Genomic DNA, 15,195 nt, shown 5'->3' with positions numbered 1-15,195 from the left:
AGAACGACGCTCCTGACCACCCCGCTTCCGTCACGGCGGGTACCGGCCGTCGGGCGTCGGTGCCGGGCATCGATGGGCGGTGGGAAGCCGGAAGCCTGGCGCGGACGGGTTCCGGTAGCCTGAGCGGGCGGGCCGCTAGCTCAATGGCAGAGCTGTGGACTTTTAATCCATAGGTTCAGGGTTCGAGTCCCTGGCGGCCCACTCGTACTCAGGTCAGCGGCCCAGACCGGGCCGCTGTTGCCTGGGAACCGGCCCATACACCCGTAGGCCGGGCACCGACCGAGCGCCGGGCGCTGCCGCCTGCCTACCCGTCACGCCGACTATCGGCACATCGAGTCGATCAGTGCCCAGCGTTCGGCGATCTCCGTGAGGCCGACTCAGCGGGCAGGTTGCCACAGGCCGTCTAGGTTCCATGTCTGACGGCAGCCGTTGGTCCTGCCGCCGCCAGGTGAACTCTCCATCCCCGGTTGCCTGCCCGTAGGTGCAGGACCGACAGTGGCGCGACGTCGAGTTGCCAGAAGGCTGTCGACGGTGCTCGCAGGACGTTGACCAGGGCGGCTCGGATCACTGCCGCGTGGGTGATCGCGGTGATTCGCTCGCAGCGTGCTGTCTGTGCGTGAAGCCAGTGGCCGACGCGGTCGATGAGCGTGGTGAGGGTCTCTCCGCCGTGTGGTGCGGCGTCCGGGTCGGTGAGCCATCGCTGCAGGCCGTCGGGGTTTGTCGCGGCGACCTCGTCGAGGGTGTGGCCGGTCCAGTCTCCGTAGTCGCAATCGGCGATCGCGGCTTCGATCGTGGGTCGCAGTCCCCAGGCCATCGCGGTCTGGACGGCCGCTTCGGCGGGGCTGCTCACGCAGCAGTGCTCGCCCCAGCGCGCGGGGGCCCGGTTGGCCAGGGCGAGGGCGGCACGGCGGCCGCCCTCGCCCAGGTCCACGTTTCCGCTACCGAAGGTCGCCAGTCGTAGGGCACGGGTGGGTGCGTGGGCGACCAGCTGAATCCTGGTCGTGGTCACGCTCTGGCAGGAACGGTCGCCTCTGGTGAGAGCTCGCTACCTGCAGCCTTCGCCTGTCCACGCCGCAGCAACGCGGCGAAGGCAAGCCCGACGCCGGCCCACAGCACCAGCTGGGTGCCCAGCGAGGCGAGCCGGAAGTCCCACAGCAGGCCCGCCGGGAAGTTCGCGGGCACCTCGTTGAAGGACGGCAGCGCCAGGTAGCCGACGGCCACGGTGGCCAAGAAGCCGGCGACGGCGGCGGCACAGCGTGACCACTGTGGTGCCCCGGCGCGCATGGATCGGTAGGCGATGGCGCCGGCCCACACCGCCACCAGGCCGAGGATCACCATTGCCAGGTAGCTGCCGGTGCGCTGGTTGATCGTGTCGGGGTTGCCAACCGCAGGCGGATTGGCCGGATACTTGCCGAACGGCACGATCACCGCGCCGAGCAGCGCCGCACCGGCCAGAGCGAGAGCGGCATGGGCGTCGTGGCGGATCCGCAGCCGACGCCGCAGCAGTGCGTACGCGATGGACAGCAGGCCGCCCATGGCGACGCCGAACAACCCGGTGGCGAGGAAGAGCCCTGCCCGTTGGCCTTCGCGGCTGACCAACTCTTCGGCGTGGTGATCGTCGCCGATCGCCGGATCGGCGTGCACGGCCTGTTCCTCGATGGCGATCGCCGCCTCGACGCGGGATTCACCGGCGACATGGGCGAAGGCCCCGGCGAGCAGGCCGCCAATCAACCCGGCAAGGAGACCACGCAGCAGCACGGAGGTGAAGGTAGGCATCCCGGCGGCACTCAGTGGCACGGGACGCCGAGCAGGTGCCGGCCGTCGTGCATCAGTTCGTGCAGGTACATGCCGCTGCGAGAAACCGCGCCCTGGTCGAACGCCACGAGGTACGCCAGGAGCAGCAGGACGGCGACGACTGCCAGCACCGCCCACACCATCCGGGGAGAGACGGCAGGCTGAGTCAGCGGGCGAGCCGGAGTGGCACTGGACATGATGAGTCGACCTCCTCTGGGGATGACGCGTCCCCTACGAAAGGACTGCGACGAAGGAGCGTCCTGACTCGCGGCCTCGTCTCCATCATCGATACGAAGGCCGCTCACAGTGGCGCGACCGCACCGGATTCCCACCGGTTTCCCTCGCGACGCCGCAGATAGCGTCATGAACGTACCGACGGGATGCCGACCGGTCAACAGACACTTGCGTGGTCGGCGCGCCTGGCCCCAAGCGGGATACCACCGATGGACGCGCTCGGAGACGCGTCGGGATCGTGGCCATGCTCCTGCCACCCCTGCTCACCGGGGCCGCCGCCGTCGCGGCGACGGCCCCCTGTCTACCCGATCGCCCGAGACTTCGGATCAACCGGCGCGAACCGACGCGGCCTCCCAGGCGAACCCGTCCGGGTCGGTGAAGGGACCGGCATCGCCGGCGATGGCGATCCGGTGCGATCCGGTGCCGTCCGGGGAGACGCCGACGTCCTTGGCGGCAGCGCGGCGGCTGTACAGCGCCAGCTTGACGGGCGACCCCGCGGCCTCGAACTCGACGTACTTGCTGCCGAAGCTCTTCGCCACGGCCAGGCCGCGGTCGACGTAGAACTGCTTGCTCGCCTTGACGTCCGCGACGCCGAGCAACAGCACGACGTCGTCGACCTGCCGGGTAGCCGGGCCGGTGTCCTTCTTCGCCGACGTGGCTACCTTCCAGATCGCTCCGTCCGGGGCCTGCACGACGCCGGCGTAGCCCCAGAAACTCTTCTTGACCGGCTTCAGCGTGGTGGCACCGGCGTCAAGGGCGGTGCCGATGAGGCTGTCGACGGTGCTCGGCTGGGACACGACGAGCGACAGCGCGAACCCGCGGAAGCCTGTCGTCGGCGCCTCGGTGGCGCGGACGCCCAGCACAGCGCCCAGCCCGAAGGCCGCGGCGTAGAAGGCGTCGGCGGCTGCGGGGTCGGGCACCTCCAGGGTGACGGACTCGATGGCGCCCATCTCAGTGCACCTCCTGCGTGCGGCCCATGTTGCCGGCGAAGACGCGGTCGCGAACGCCGTACGGCTGCTCGGTTGGCTCCTGGACGACCTCGGCGTCGCTGACCGACAGTCGGCGGCAGGTCGGGTGAATGGTGATGTCCATGGCGATCACGCTAGGTGCGGCGCGGCGGCCCAGGCTTCTCGATTCCTGATCAGTCTGGGCACCTACCTCGCACACACGGCGGCGTCCCCGCCGTCGCGCCGCGTAGCACCGTAGGGCGTGTGCAGACGTTCGGACACTGGTCAGCTAGCGGAGCGGCCGGAAGCCGGCGCGAATCTCTTCGGAAAGGAGTTGCGGCTGTTCCCAGGCCGCGAAGTGCCCGCCCTTGTCGAGCTTGTTGTAGTGGATGAGATTGGGATACGCCTGCTCTGCCCAGCTCTTCGGTGCCTGGTAGAGCTCGTCGTGAAAGACGCTCACGGCAACGGGGATGGATGGGGATACGCCCTTGGCGGCGAAGAAGGAGAGCTTGTTTTCCGCGTAGAGACGCGCTGCGGAAACGCCCGTGTTCGTCAGCCAGAAGAGCGTGATGTTGTCGAGAACATCGTCTCGGGTAAGGCCTTCGGCCTGTCCGGCGAAGACCCGGGAGATCAGCGCCAGGCTAGCTGCGTCATGATCGAGCATAAAGGCCGCGAGACCGGTGGGCGAATCCGCGAGCCCGGTCAGCGTCTGCGGGCGCGTCGCCATCATGAGGCCGTAGCCGACGTGCTTCCACACGAAGTCCAACTGCTCGCACGCGCGCCTTTCCTCGGGTGAGAGACCCGATGGCAGCTTGCCGAGTGCGTTGTTCGCTCCGGTGATGTCGGACTGGAACAGCGCATCGATGTCGGGTGGAAACACACCAGGCATGTTGACGTGAATGCCGATCAGTTCCGGCGGCGCCTGTACGCCCATCAGATCGGTGATGATGGCGCCCCAGTCGCCGCCTTGCGCCACGAATCGCGTGTAGCCGAGGCGCTTCATCAGCTCGGTCCAGGCACGTGCGATGCGTTCCGGGCCCCAGCCAGGCTCGGTCGGCTTGCCCGAAAAACCGTAGCCCGGCATCGACGGGATCACCAGATGGAAGGCGTCCGATGCGCTCCCGCCATGTGCCGTGGGATTGGTGAGCGGCTCGATAATCTTCAGCTGCTCGATGATCGAGCCGGGCCAGCCGTGCGTGACGATGAGCGGCAACGCATCTTCATGCTTTGAACGAACATGGATGAAGTGGATGTCCAGTCCGTCGATCTCGGTGATGAACTGCGGCAGGGCATTCATCCTCGCCTCGACCTTGCGCCAGTCGTACTGGGTCTGCCAATAGCGCGCGAGCGCCTGGATCGTCGCCAACTGCACGCCCTGCGACTGATCTGGGACCGTCTCCTTTTCTGGCCAGCGAGTGGCCGCGATGCGCGCACGCAGCGCCTCGAGTTCCGCGTCGGGGATCTCCACCGTGAACGGTCGGATCCCGGCAACGCCCACTCGCGCTTCGGTCTTGACAGCCATCTGGGCCACCTTTCTGTTTACGGGCCGAATGTGAAGGCGAACGCGCGTAGGCCGGGTTGGCTGGCGACGAGGGTCAGCAGGTGATCGTCCCGGGACGCGCCAGCGACAAGCCGCACCATCGCCGCCCGGTCGAGGTGCGCCACCGCGTCCGGGCCGACGTCGGCGCCGCGCTCGTCACCGATCGGTTTGCCGTCGAGCAGCACCCTGACCGCCGCTGTTCCGGACGGTCCCGGGTCCACGACGAGATTCACCTCGCCGGCGTTGAAGGGAAGCCCGATCTCGCCGGTGCCGCTGGCCAGTTCGACGTACTCGCCGCTGCTGCGCCAGTCGCCGACCAGGTCGAAAGTGCCCGGCTCGCGTCGGTCGGCGCCGACGTACGTCTCCGGCGTGACGCCGGCGTGGGAGGGCTGCCGGGTCGTGGCGAACGCCGCCGCCTCGGGGCTGACCGGCGGCAGCTCGGTTCCGGGCGCGGCGGCGACGAGAAGCCGGCGGATCTCCGACTCCACGCGGTCGTAGTCACCTTCTCCGATCCACCGATCGACGAATCGTCTGTCCGCGTCGAAGAGATACCTCGCCGGCCAGGCGATGTTGCCGAGGGCCCGCCAGAACGTGAAGTCGTTGTCGAGCGCGATCGGATAGGTGAGCCCGTGGTCACGGATCGCCCGGTCGATGTTCTCGGCGCGCTTGCCGAACTCGAACTCGGGCGCATGCACACCGATGACGACCAGGCCCCGATCGACGTAGTCGCGGTGCCAGGCCTTGACGTATGGCGACGTGCGGATCCAGTTGATGCAGGTGTACTCCCAGATGTCGATCAGGACCACCTTGGCGTGCAGGGCATCGGCGGTCAGCGGCGGCGAGTTGACCCATCGCTCAACAGAGAAATCAGGGATCCGGATCGTCATTTCTTCATCCGTCATCTCTTCGGGCCGGATGCCTTGTCGACCTCGTGGAAGAAGATGAGCTGGCGGCGGGCGTGCTGGGTCCAGCGTTCGGTGCAGGAGACTTCGACGCTCTCCGCGCTGCGCGCCAGCGGTCGGGCCGTTCTCAGCCTAACTTCGGCGTAGGCCGAGTGAGCCGGAACGCCAAGGTCAGCCCACCCTCACCGCTCAACGACGGACCGTACGGTGGGTAGCACTGCCGGCGACACGCCGCTGACCCGTCGTGTCCATGATCCGGCTGCGGACGCCCGCCACCTGGTACGACGGTGGGGAACATGCCGCACCGAGGGGGTACCGATGACCGGTAGGCGGGAGACCGTGGAGGTCGACCCGGTGGTGTTCCGCGCCGTCTACGACTCGCCCGCCTCGCTGCCCGGCCGGCACCGGTGGACCACGCCCGAGTCGGACGTACGCCGGCTGGAAAAGCTGCTCAACATGCCGGCGCGCAGCATCGGCGCCCCGCTCTGGATCAGTGGCGACGAGCCGGACTGCCTGAAGTGTGGCCGCCGCGTGAACTGGTACGACATCGTCGCCTCCGCCCTGCACGGGGTGCACGACCGCACGATGATCGCCCGGGTGATCCTCGGCGAGCGCAAGTACGTGAACACCGAGGTGCCGGACGCCATCCCCGGCGTGCACTGCGCGGACTGCCGCAGTCCGATCGAGGGGCTGCGCAGCTTCAAGTGCCACAACTGGGCGTACGCGTTCGAGGCGCTGGAGGAGATCGTCGAGCGGATGTCCGGGGTGCCCGCGCAGCCGCCGCACCCCTCCGAGGCGTCGTAGCGCCGCCACTGGGCGCTCGCTGCTCACCACCTGTGAACCGCCTGAGACTTCGGTGCCGGGCGGCGGATTTTCCCGGCACCCTCCAGGTGTACGGAGTATGAACAGTTGGTGAGGTGATTCATGACTGACGCCGTTATGACCGACGTTCCGGATATCAGCACCGACTGGTACCACGACATCGTGCAGTACGCCGACAGCACGCCGCAGCCGGTGCACTGGTTCGCCACCCACTTCACCGAGGGCGCGATCCTGCTGCTCGGCGTACTCATGGTGCTGGCCGCGCTGACCCGGCTGGTCGGCGGCGACATCCGGGGCCGGGCGCTCGCCCTGGCCGCGCCGGTCACGGTGCTGCTGGCGTACGGGGCCAGCGAGGGGCTCAAGGACCTGATCGCCGAGGACCGGCCCTGCCGCAGTCCCGCCGACCTGGTGATCGTCGCCGGGCACTGCCCACCGGTCGGCGACTGGTCGTTCCCCAGCAACCACGCCACGATCGCCGGCGCGCTGGCCGCCACCACGCTGCTGCTGCACCGCCGGATCGGCCTGGTGGCCGCCCCGCTGGCGCTGCTCGCCGCGCTGTCCCGCACCTTCGTCGGGGTGCACTACCCGCACGACGTGGCCGCCGGACTGCTGCTCGGGGCCCTCGTCGGCACCCTGCTCACCCCGCTGGCCGCCCGCCCGGCCGCCGAGTTGCTGGCCCGCCGCGCCCGGCGCGCCGCCCGCCCCCTCACCCGCCCCGCCCGCCGCTGACCCACCCCGTCGCCGCCCACACTCACCCGCGGCCATGTGCGCAGATTCACGGAAACGGTGCTCATTCCGTCAAAGAGTGGCCACCGCGTAGGGACGGGCGGGTACGAGTGCGTCACCGGGCGGCGGGGGGCGGTGTCAGGGGGTGAGCAGGAGGGCCGCGGCGGCGGCGAGGATGAGGAACGGGCCGAAGGGCAGGTGGCTGGACCAGCGGACCCGGCACGCCGCGAGCAGGGCCAGCCCGACCAGCGCGGAGAGGGTGACGGCGAGCACCAGCCCGACCACCAGCGCCGACCACCCGTACCAGCCGAGCAGCACGCCGACGCCCAGGGCCAGCTTGGCGTCGCCGAGCCCGAAGCCGCGCCGGCCGAGCAGCAGGGTGGTGGCCGCGAAGCCCGCGCCGAGGACGAGTCCGGCGGCGGTGGCCCGCAGCCAGGGTGCCGCACCGGCCCCGCCCACCGCGGCCACCCCGAGCAGCCCCCAGACGCCGGCCGCCGCCGGATAGGTGAGCCGGTCCGGCAGCCGGTGCACCGCCGCGTCGACCAGCGCCAGCGGCACCGCCCAGACCAGCCACCAGGCCACCGCCACCCGCACGGCGACCGGGCCGCCGGCCAGCGCGAGCACCACCACCGCCGCGGCCAGGGCCGCCTCGACCGCGCCGGGTGGCGCGCCGACCCGGGCCCGGCAGGCCGGGCAGCGGGCCGCCGGTCCGAGCGCCGGCAGCGGCCGATCCAGGCCGATCAGCGTGCCGCAGCCGTCGCACCCGGCCCGGTCCGCCGATCCCGTGGGTACGGCGTACCGCGCGACCGCCAGCCGCATCGGCGGTACGAGCGCCAGGACCGCCAGCAGCCGTACCGCCGGACGCCGGGCGACCTCCGCTCCGGTGCTTCGGAGCCGTTCGGCGGTCACCTCGACCCGCCAGCACGGTTGCTGACCGTTCCACTCTGGAACACGGAGCGTGATATTTGCCGTATCGGCGTGTGGCGGATGGCGCGGAAACCGGCGTGCCGACCGGGGCGACCGGAGGCGGGGTGGCCGGCGGGCGACGGCCGGCGACGAGCCCGGACCCCGACGGGACGGATCGGACCAGTGGCACAGATGCCACCCATTCTTCCGCCCCTCGATCGACCAACGGGCCGAGCGCGGCCTTGACAGGGTGCGGGCACTCCTGCCACCGGCCCGGCCGGCCCTCGCGGGAGCGTCGCCGTCCGGACACCCACCGGCCACCACCACCTGTCATCACTCAGCGTGTTCAAATGAATTTCCTCTGCTGCATCGGCGGACGTCAGCCTATGCTCGCCCCTTGGGTACGACGCAACCCCGAGCAATTGGCGTCGGAGGCCAACCAGAGACAACCTTTCGAATTCGTCGAAGATCAACAGAGGTAATTGCAGCGGCAGTCAGTCAAGGCCCGGCCGCACACATCCGGGCGCGCTGCCGCATGCCCGGAGTACGCCGGCGCGACCGCTCCGGGCCACCACCGAGGAGGCACGGCGTTGCGCACACGGCATTCCCGCCGCTGGACAAGCTGCCTGCTCAGCCTTGCCGTGCTGGGCGCGAGCACCGGTTGCGGCACCGAACCGGAGGCGGCGGCCCGCCCACTGGCCGGGCACGACGACGCGCCGGCCACCCATTCGGCCGCCGACGAACAGGCGGCCGGGAAAGCCGCCCTCGCCGCCTATTCCGGGTATCTGGACGCGTCCCGAGCGGCGAGCGCGCGCAGCGATCCGGCGCATCCCGCGCTGTCCCGGTTCCTGGCGGATCCGCTGCTGACCCGGGTACGGGTGGCAATTCATGAGGCGAAGGAGCACGGCGCGATGCGTACCGGGACGCTCGTTTCCGATCCCGCCGTCGTGTCGGTCGACCTGGCCGCCGACCCGCCCACAGTGGAGATCCAGGACTGCCTGGACGCCACCGGCTACCGCCTCGTCTACGCCAAGGACCGCCGGGTCGTCCCGGGCACGCGCGGCGGCCGCTACCTGGCCACGGCCACCGCCACCCGCTACCCGGACGGCCGGTGGTTGATCAATGCCGGCGCCACGCATCAGGACCAGCCGTGCTGACCTGGGGAGGAGGGGGTGTCCCGGCCCACCCGACCCGGGCCGGGGCACCCCGAAGGCTGCTGCTCGCCGCCGGCCTGGCGCTGCTGCTCACGCTGACCGGCATACCCGCCCGGGCGGCCGGTCCCGGCGGCAACTGCCCGCCCGGGCAGAACGACTGCAACGTCTGGGACGACGACCCGGGCGTCCCGGGCGGCCCCGGCGGCGGTGGGAACACCGGCGGGGGCGGAAACGGCGGGGGCGCCGCCCCGAAGTGCCAGTGGAACGGGCGGGTCATCGCCTGCTACAGCGAGTTCCTCGGCTGGTTCAACAACGGTGACGGCTGCTACTACAAGCTGGCCGAGCCGCAGCAGGCCGCGCCCGCGGGCAAGCAGTGGTACCTCCAGACCTGCAACGGCGGCGACCTGGGCACCCAGACCACGGTCCTGCGGGACGGCCCGCCGCCCGGCTACGGCGCGCCGCCCGACCCGGAGGAGCTGGCCCGCCGCGCGCTCGCCTCGATCACGCTGCTGCCGCCCCGGATCGCGGTCGCGCCCCGGCGGAGCAAGGGGCCGGGCCTGGTCGGCCTGCCGGTCTGGATGTGGGCCAGCAGCGGGGCCGCCTACTTCGGACCGCTGCGGGCCGCCGCCTCGGACCGGGGGCTGACGGTCCGGATCACCGCCCGGGTCAACCGGATCGTCTGGACCATGGGCGACGGCACCCGGATCACCTGCCGCAGGCCCGGCACCCCGTACACGGCCGACGGCCCCCGGGCCGGGTTGACCTCCCCCGACTGCGGCTACGACCGCGGGTACGCCCGGGCAGGCACCTACCAGGTCAGCGCCACCACGTACTGGACGGTGCACTGGGTCGGCGGGGGCAAGAGCGGCGACATCGCGCAGAGCCGGGTCAGCGGCACCGTCCCGGTGCAGATCAACGAACTCCAGGTGGTGACGCGGTGAGCGCGAGAAGGGGGTGGCTCGCGTGGGACGCGGCCGAGCCGGGATGCGCGCGTGAGCCGGGCATGCGAGCCCCGCAGTCGGGAACGGAGGTGGCCCAGTGAGTGTGGCGACCCGGAACGGGACCCCGTTGGACGCGCCGGTGGTGCCGCCCCGGGTGGTCCGGCAGCGGCGGGTCCGCCCCGGCCTGCTCGGCCTGGCGGTGCTGCTGATCGCCCTCGGCGGGCTGGGCTCGGCCTTCGCGGTCACCTCGGTCCGGTCCACCGGCAGCTACCTGGCGGTGGCCCGCCCGGTCGAGGCGGGCCGGCAGCTCAGCGCCGATGACCTGGTCGCGGTGCGGGTCTCCGGCGGCCAGGGGCTGCGGCCGGTGCCGACCCGCCGGCTGAAGGAGGTGCTGGGCCTGCGGGCGGCGGTGCGTCTGACCCCGGGCACCCTGCTCACCCCGGCGCAGCTCACCGACGCCCCGCTGCTCGGGCCCGGGCAGCAGCAGATCGCGCTCGGGCTCAAACCGAGCCAGGTGCCGGCCCGTACGCTCCACCCCGGCGACAAGGTCCTGTTGGTCAGCACCCCGGACAAGAACACCGAGGGAGAGGCGCGCGCCGGCGGCACCCGGTTCGAGGCCACCGTGATCGACTCGGTCACGCCGGAGCACGACGACGTGGTGGTCTACGTGGCCCTGGCCGTCCGGGACGTGCCGGCGGTGGTGGTGCTGGCCGCCGACGACCGGATCGCGCTCGTGCTCACCGGGGCGGCCTGATGGCGGTCATCGCCCTGGTCTCGGCGAAGGGCTCGCCCGGCGTCACCACGTCCGCGCTGGCCGCCGCGTTGAGCTGGCACCGACGGCTGGTGCTGGCCGAGTGCGACCCGGCGGGCGGGTCGATCCTCGCCGGCTACCTAGGCGGGGCGCTCGACGGCCCTCGGGGCATCGGCGAGCTGGCCGTCGGGGAGCTGCGCGACGGCAACCTGGAGAGCGCCTTCTGGTCCCAGTTGGTCGACCTGGACGCCCCGAAGCGGGAGCGGCTGCTGCTGCCGGGCGTGGTCGACCCGGCCCAGGCCGGCAGCGTGAGCCCGCTCTGGCAGCGCTTCGCCGACTTCTTCACCAGCCTGGAGCGGGGCGTCCCCCCGTACGACGTGCTGGTCGACTGCGGCCGGCTCCAGGTGGGCGGTCCACCGTGGCCGGTGCTCCGGGCCGCGGCGGTGGTGCTGCTGGTCACCCGCGCGCACCTGCCGGACCTGTCGGCCACCCGGTCGACCGTCCGCGCCATCGAACGGGACTTCACCGAACACCGGGTCCCCCCGGGCACCCTGCGCCTTTTGGTGGTCGGGGACGGGCACGGCAGCAGCGAGATCAGCAAGGCGCTGCGGCTGCCGGTGATCGGCCGGCTGCCGCACGACCCGCGTACCGCGGCGGTGCTCAGCCTCGGCGGCACCGTACGCGCCGGCCGGCCGCTGATACGCGCGGCCGGCGCCCTGGAGGTGCCGGTCCGGGCGCTGCTGGACCGGCGGCGGGCCCGGCTGGCCTGGCCGGGGGCGGCAGCGCCGCGGCCGGTGACCGCGTCGGGCGGGCCGGGGGTGTCCGGTGCGGTTTGAGCCGGTCTCCCACGACCCGCGCGGGCAGCAGCCCGGCGCCACCTCCACGGCGCCGCCGCTGGCCCCGCCGAACGGGCGGCACCAGCCCGGCACGCCGGCCGCCGCGCCACCGACACCTACGCCGCCGCCCCGCCCCCGGGTCGACTTCGCGGTGGTCCGCGAGCTGCGCCGGGAGCTGAGCGAGCGGCTCACCCTCTGGCAGCGGGGCCGGGAGTTCGACGCGGACGCCGAGGAGGTCGAGCGGGCCCGACTGGCCGTCGCGGTGGTCTCCGCGTACGCGGACTCGGTGCGCCGGGCCGGCACGCCGATGCCCGCCGAGGAGGAACGGCTGCTGCTCGACCAGGTCACCGCCGAGCTGGTCGGGCTGGGGCGACTCCAGACGCTGCTGGTCGACGAGACCATCGAGGAGGTGCACATCCTCGGCTGCGACCAGGTACGCATCACCCGGCACGGCGGCGGCGTGGACTGGGCCGAGCCGATCGCCGACAGCGACGAGGAGCTGGTGGAGATCCTCCAGGCGGCGGCCCGGCGGGCCGGGGCCACCGAGCGGTCACTGTCCACCTCGAAGCCGACCCTCGACCTGCAACTGCCGGACGGCAGCCGGCTCGCCGCGGTCTTCCTGGTCAGCCACCGCCCGTACGCGGTGATCCGCAAGCACAACACCCTGGCGGTGAGCCTGGAGGACATCGCCGGCGGACGGCCCGACCTGGACGAGATGATCGACCCGCTGCTGCGCGACTTCCTCCGCGCGTCCCTGCGGGCCGGGCTGAACATCATGGTCGCCGGGCTGGCCGGGGCGGGGAAGACCACGGTGATCCGGGCGCTGATGGAGGAGATCCCGGCCGACGAGCCGTACGTGCTGCTGGAGGAGAGCCGCGAGCTGCTGCCAGCCCGGCGGGGGCACCGGCACCGGGCGGTGATGAGCTTCGAGGCCCGGGAGGGGCACGGCGAGCGCGGGCTGGACGGCCGACCGGCCGGCGAGGTGAGCATCGCCGACCTGATCCCGGTCTCGCTGCGGATGGGCGTGCTACGGATCATCGTCGGCGAGGTCCGGTCCCGGGAGATCGTGCCGATGCTCCAGGCGATGACCACCAGTCGCGGGTCGATGTGCACCATCCACGCCCGTACCCCGGCGGGCGTGAGCGAGCGGATCATCGAGCTGGCGCTCGCCCACGGCCGGGAGATGACGGTCGACCAGGCGCGCCGGATGGCGGGCAACGCGCTCGACCTGATCGTCTACGTCACGGTGGAGGACGAGACCGCGATCGGCGGTCGCAAGCACCGCTTCGTCTCACACGTCGAGGAGGTGGTCGGTGTCGGTGCCGGCAACCGGATCATCACCACCTCGGTGTTCGGGCCGGGGCCGGACGGCCGGGCCGTCCCCCGCCACCTCCCCGAGCGGATCCGGGACCAGCTCCTGCGCGTCGGCTACGACGCCCGGCTGTTGACCCGCTTCATCGAGGCCGGCACCGGCGCCTGGCGCCGCCCCCGGCACACCCGCCTCGGCCGGCGGCAACCGTGAGCGCGAGGAGTGAGCCGGGGTTGCGAGCCCCGCAGCCGCAAACCGAGGCCAGCACCGTGACCAGGCCGAGGCGCACGAAGGCGGGCCCGACATGACGGTGATCGAGCTGGTCGCTCTCTGCTCCGGCGCGGCCGGCGTGGCCGGGCTGGTGCTGGCCGTGGTCGCGCTGGTCGGCACCCACCGGCCGCCCGGACCGGCGGCCGGCGCCGGGCCGGGGCTGCGCCGAGTCTGGACCGGATCCGGGGCGAGCCGACGGGAGCAACGCCGGTACCAGGTGCTGCTCGGCGCGGCCGTGCTGGCCGGCGCGGTGGCCTTCCTGCTGACCGGGCTGCCGGTAGTCGGCCTGCTGGTGGCGCTGGCGGTGCCCGGGGTGCCGTGGCTCTTCGGGGTCGGCCGGGCCGAGCAGCGGGCCATCGCCCGGATCGAGGCGGTGGGCGAGTGGACCCGCCGGCTCAAGGACATCTGCGGCACCGGCCAAGGGCTCCAGCAGGCCATCGTCGGCACCATCACCACCGCCCCCGAGGAGATCCAGGAGGAGGTACGCACCCTGGCGGCCCGGCTCCAGGCGGGCTGGCTGGCGAAGTCCGCCCTGCTCGCCTTCGCCGACGAGATCGGCGATCCGGTCTGCGACCAGGTGGTGGCCGCGCTGATCCTGCACCTGACCGACCGCGGCGAGCGGCTGGGTGACGTGCTCGGCTCGATCGCCGCGGCCGCGTCCGCCGAGGTGGCCACCCGGCGCGAAGTGGAGGCGAAACGTACGCAGCCCCGGTTCGCGGTCCGCTTCCTCACCGGCATGACCCTGGCCGCCCTCGCGTACGCGCTGGTCAACACCGAGTACATCCGGCCGTACCGGACGCCGGTCGGGCAGCTCGTGATGGCGGTGCTCGGTGGCGCGTTCGTCGGGCTGCTGGTCTGGGTCCGGTCGATGAGCCAGCCGCCCCGGCCGGCGCGTTTCCTGCCGGCTCCCGACCCGGACGAGGTGATCGCGTGAGCGCGAGAAGTGAGCCGGTCGCCAACGAAGGAGGGCTGCGGTGATCCTCAACTGGCAGCTCGCCGCGGCCGTGCTGGGCGGGGCGGCCATCGGGCTCGGCCTCTTCCTGGTGGTCCGCGAGGCACTGCCGGCCACCCCGGCGCTCGGCCCCGCGCTGCGCCGGCTGCACCAGCCGCCCGGACAGGTGACCACCGCCCGGGGCGGCCCCGACTGGCTGGGCGGGCTCTCCCGCTGGCTGCGCCCGCCGCACCGGCAGCTCGCCCTGCTCGACCGCACCCCCGAGCAGTACGCCCTGTCGGTGCTGCTCAGCGCCCTGGTCGGGTTCGCCACCCCGGCCCTGACCTCGGCCGTGCTGTTCCTCGGCGGGGTGTCGGTGCCGTTGGCCGTACCCCTGTTGGGCAGCCTGGGGATGGCGTTCCTCGCCGGCCTGCTCGCCCACCGCGAGGTGCTGGCCAAGGCGGACGCCGCGCGCGACGAGTTCCGCCAGGCGGTCTGCACCTACCTGGACCTGGTGGCGTTGCAGCTCTCCGCGGCGCACGGCCCGGTGCAGTCGCTGGAACGCGCGGCGACGGTCTGCGACGGCTGGGTCTTCGACCGGATCCGGGAGGCGCTGCGGATCGCCCAGCTCCAGATGCACTCGCCCTGGGACGAGCTGCAGGAACTCGCCGACCGGATCGGCATCCCGGAGCTGGGCGACGTGGGCGCCATCATGCGCTCCTCCGGCAGCGAGGGCGCCCAGGTGCACGAGACCCTGCGCAGCCGCGCGGACTCGCTGCGCGACCAGATCCGTACCGACAACCTGGCCCGGGCCGAGGGGGTGACCAGCCGGCTGGACATCCCGGGCTCGTTGCTGGTCTTCGTGCTGCTCGGCTTCGCCGTCTATCCGTTCCTCGCCCGCCTGTGACATCCACCCCGAGAAGGAGTTCCCATGCAGCTCATCGCCTACCTGCACGCCGCGCTGACCACGCGCCTGGCCGACCTGCGCCGGGAACCGGAGCGGGGAGACAGCCCGGTCCCCACCGCAGTGATCATTTTTGGCCTGGTGGCCGCGGCCCTCTTCGTCACCGGCCTGGTCATGGCCCGAGCACGGAACTGGATGAACGCCGTCCCGACCGCACCCTGACGGATC

At 72.1% G+C, this 15,195-nt stretch carries 18 protein-coding genes, 1 tRNA gene and 1 riboswitch; of the genes, 11 read left to right on the top strand and 8 right to left on the bottom strand.

The genetic code is table 11. The features are described from left to right. Positions 1–129 precede the first annotated feature (129 nt). Positions 130–201, top strand: a tRNA-Lys gene (locus ACY34I_RS07235). A gap of 202 nt (positions 202–403) precedes the next feature. Here ACY34I_RS07235 and ACY34I_RS07230 read toward each other — a convergent pair. From ACY34I_RS07230 to ACY34I_RS07200, 7 genes are all read right to left on the bottom strand, one after another. Further along, positions 404–1,009 (bottom strand): histidine phosphatase family protein, encoded by a 606-nt coding sequence (locus tag ACY34I_RS07230; protein ID WP_462753660.1) that lies wholly within the window; start codon positions 1,007–1,009, stop codon positions 404–406. Beyond that, positions 1,006–1,758 carry a CbtA family protein gene (locus ACY34I_RS07225; protein WP_462753658.1) on the bottom strand — a complete coding sequence of 251 codons (753 nt, stop codon included), beginning with the start codon at positions 1,756–1,758 and terminating at the stop codon, positions 1,006–1,008. Before ACY34I_RS07225 ends, ACY34I_RS07230 begins: the two co-directional genes overlap by 4 nt. A gap of 29 nt (positions 1,759–1,787) precedes the next feature. Beyond that, positions 1,788–1,991 (bottom strand): CbtB domain-containing protein, encoded by a 204-nt coding sequence (locus ACY34I_RS07220; RefSeq protein WP_187413323.1) that lies wholly within the window; start codon positions 1,989–1,991, stop codon positions 1,788–1,790. A gap of 58 nt (positions 1,992–2,049) precedes the next feature. After that, positions 2,050–2,134, bottom strand: a riboswitch (cobalamin riboswitch). 220 nt (positions 2,135–2,354) lie between these two features. Further along, on the bottom strand, positions 2,355–2,978 hold the full coding sequence (locus tag ACY34I_RS07215) for a VOC family protein (RefSeq protein ID WP_462753656.1): 624 nt from the start codon (positions 2,976–2,978) through the stop codon (positions 2,355–2,357). A gap of 1 nt (position 2,979) precedes the next feature. Further along, complete coding sequence (locus ACY34I_RS07210) at positions 2,980–3,120, bottom strand: hypothetical protein (RefSeq protein ID WP_462753655.1); 141 nt, start codon at positions 3,118–3,120, stop codon at positions 2,980–2,982. A 144-nt stretch (positions 3,121–3,264) separates the two neighbouring features. Continuing rightward, positions 3,265–4,497, bottom strand: a complete 1,233-nt coding sequence (locus ACY34I_RS07205) for an epoxide hydrolase family protein (RefSeq protein WP_462753653.1) — start codon at positions 4,495–4,497, stop codon at positions 3,265–3,267. 17 nt (positions 4,498–4,514) lie between these two features. Continuing rightward, positions 4,515–5,402: a thioredoxin family protein gene (locus ACY34I_RS07200; RefSeq protein ID WP_462753651.1), complete on the bottom strand. Its 888-nt coding sequence runs from the start codon at positions 5,400–5,402 to the stop codon at positions 4,515–4,517. A gap of 333 nt (positions 5,403–5,735) precedes the next feature. Here ACY34I_RS07200 and ACY34I_RS07195 point away from each other — a divergent pair, with 333 nt between their 5' ends. Both ACY34I_RS07195 and ACY34I_RS07190 read left to right on the top strand, forming a co-directional pair. Further along, positions 5,736–6,221, top strand: a complete 486-nt coding sequence (locus ACY34I_RS07195) for a hypothetical protein (RefSeq protein WP_462753649.1) — start codon at positions 5,736–5,738, stop codon at positions 6,219–6,221. 120 nt (positions 6,222–6,341) lie between these two features. After that, on the top strand, positions 6,342–6,968 hold the full coding sequence (locus ACY34I_RS07190) for a phosphatase PAP2 family protein (protein WP_462753647.1): 627 nt from the start codon (positions 6,342–6,344) through the stop codon (positions 6,966–6,968). A 135-nt stretch (positions 6,969–7,103) separates the two neighbouring features. On the opposite strand, the gene ACY34I_RS07185 is transcribed toward ACY34I_RS07190, so the two are convergent. Next, complete coding sequence (locus tag ACY34I_RS07185) at positions 7,104–7,874, bottom strand: prepilin peptidase (RefSeq protein WP_462753645.1); 771 nt, start codon at positions 7,872–7,874, stop codon at positions 7,104–7,106. A 587-nt stretch (positions 7,875–8,461) separates the two neighbouring features. Between ACY34I_RS07185 and ACY34I_RS07180 the strand changes: the two genes are divergently transcribed. From ACY34I_RS07180 to ACY34I_RS07145, 8 genes are all read left to right on the top strand, one after another. Next, on the top strand, positions 8,462–9,028 hold the full coding sequence (locus ACY34I_RS07180) for a hypothetical protein (protein WP_462753643.1): 567 nt from the start codon (positions 8,462–8,464) through the stop codon (positions 9,026–9,028). Continuing rightward, a complete protein-coding gene (locus tag ACY34I_RS07175) occupies positions 9,022–9,966 on the top strand; it encodes a hypothetical protein (RefSeq protein WP_462753641.1) in 945 nt (314 codons plus the stop codon). The genes ACY34I_RS07180 and ACY34I_RS07175 overlap by 7 nt, the downstream gene beginning before the upstream one ends. Positions 9,967–10,063: 97 nt before the next feature. Beyond that, positions 10,064–10,720 (top strand): SAF domain-containing protein, encoded by a 657-nt coding sequence (locus ACY34I_RS07170; protein WP_462753639.1) that lies wholly within the window; start codon positions 10,064–10,066, stop codon positions 10,718–10,720. Continuing rightward, entirely contained in the window at positions 10,720–11,553 is an 834-nt protein-coding gene (locus ACY34I_RS07165; protein ID WP_462753637.1) for a P-loop NTPase family protein, read from the top strand. The genes ACY34I_RS07170 and ACY34I_RS07165 overlap by 1 nt, the downstream gene beginning before the upstream one ends. After that, entirely contained in the window at positions 11,543–13,075 is a 1,533-nt protein-coding gene (locus ACY34I_RS07160; protein WP_462753635.1) for a CpaF family protein, read from the top strand. The genes ACY34I_RS07165 and ACY34I_RS07160 overlap by 11 nt, the downstream gene beginning before the upstream one ends. A 91-nt stretch (positions 13,076–13,166) precedes the next feature. Next, entirely contained in the window at positions 13,167–14,066 is a 900-nt protein-coding gene (locus tag ACY34I_RS07155) for a type II secretion system F family protein (RefSeq protein ID WP_462753633.1), read from the top strand. Positions 14,067–14,109: 43 nt separating this feature from the next. After that, the gene (locus ACY34I_RS07150) at positions 14,110–14,970 is read left to right on the top strand and encodes a type II secretion system F family protein (protein ID WP_462753853.1); all 861 of its coding nucleotides are present in this window, start codon (positions 14,110–14,112) and stop codon (positions 14,968–14,970) included. Positions 14,971–14,994: 24 nt separating this feature from the next. Continuing rightward, positions 14,995–15,189, top strand: coding sequence for a DUF2970 domain-containing protein (locus ACY34I_RS07145; protein ID WP_148793978.1), 195 nt, complete (start codon positions 14,995–14,997; stop codon positions 15,187–15,189). The last annotated feature ends 6 nt before the right edge of the window (positions 15,190–15,195 follow it).

The organism is Micromonospora sp. RTBAU3-60 (assembly GCF_054963695.1).
This window is presented reverse-complemented; position numbering and strand designations above follow the sequence as displayed.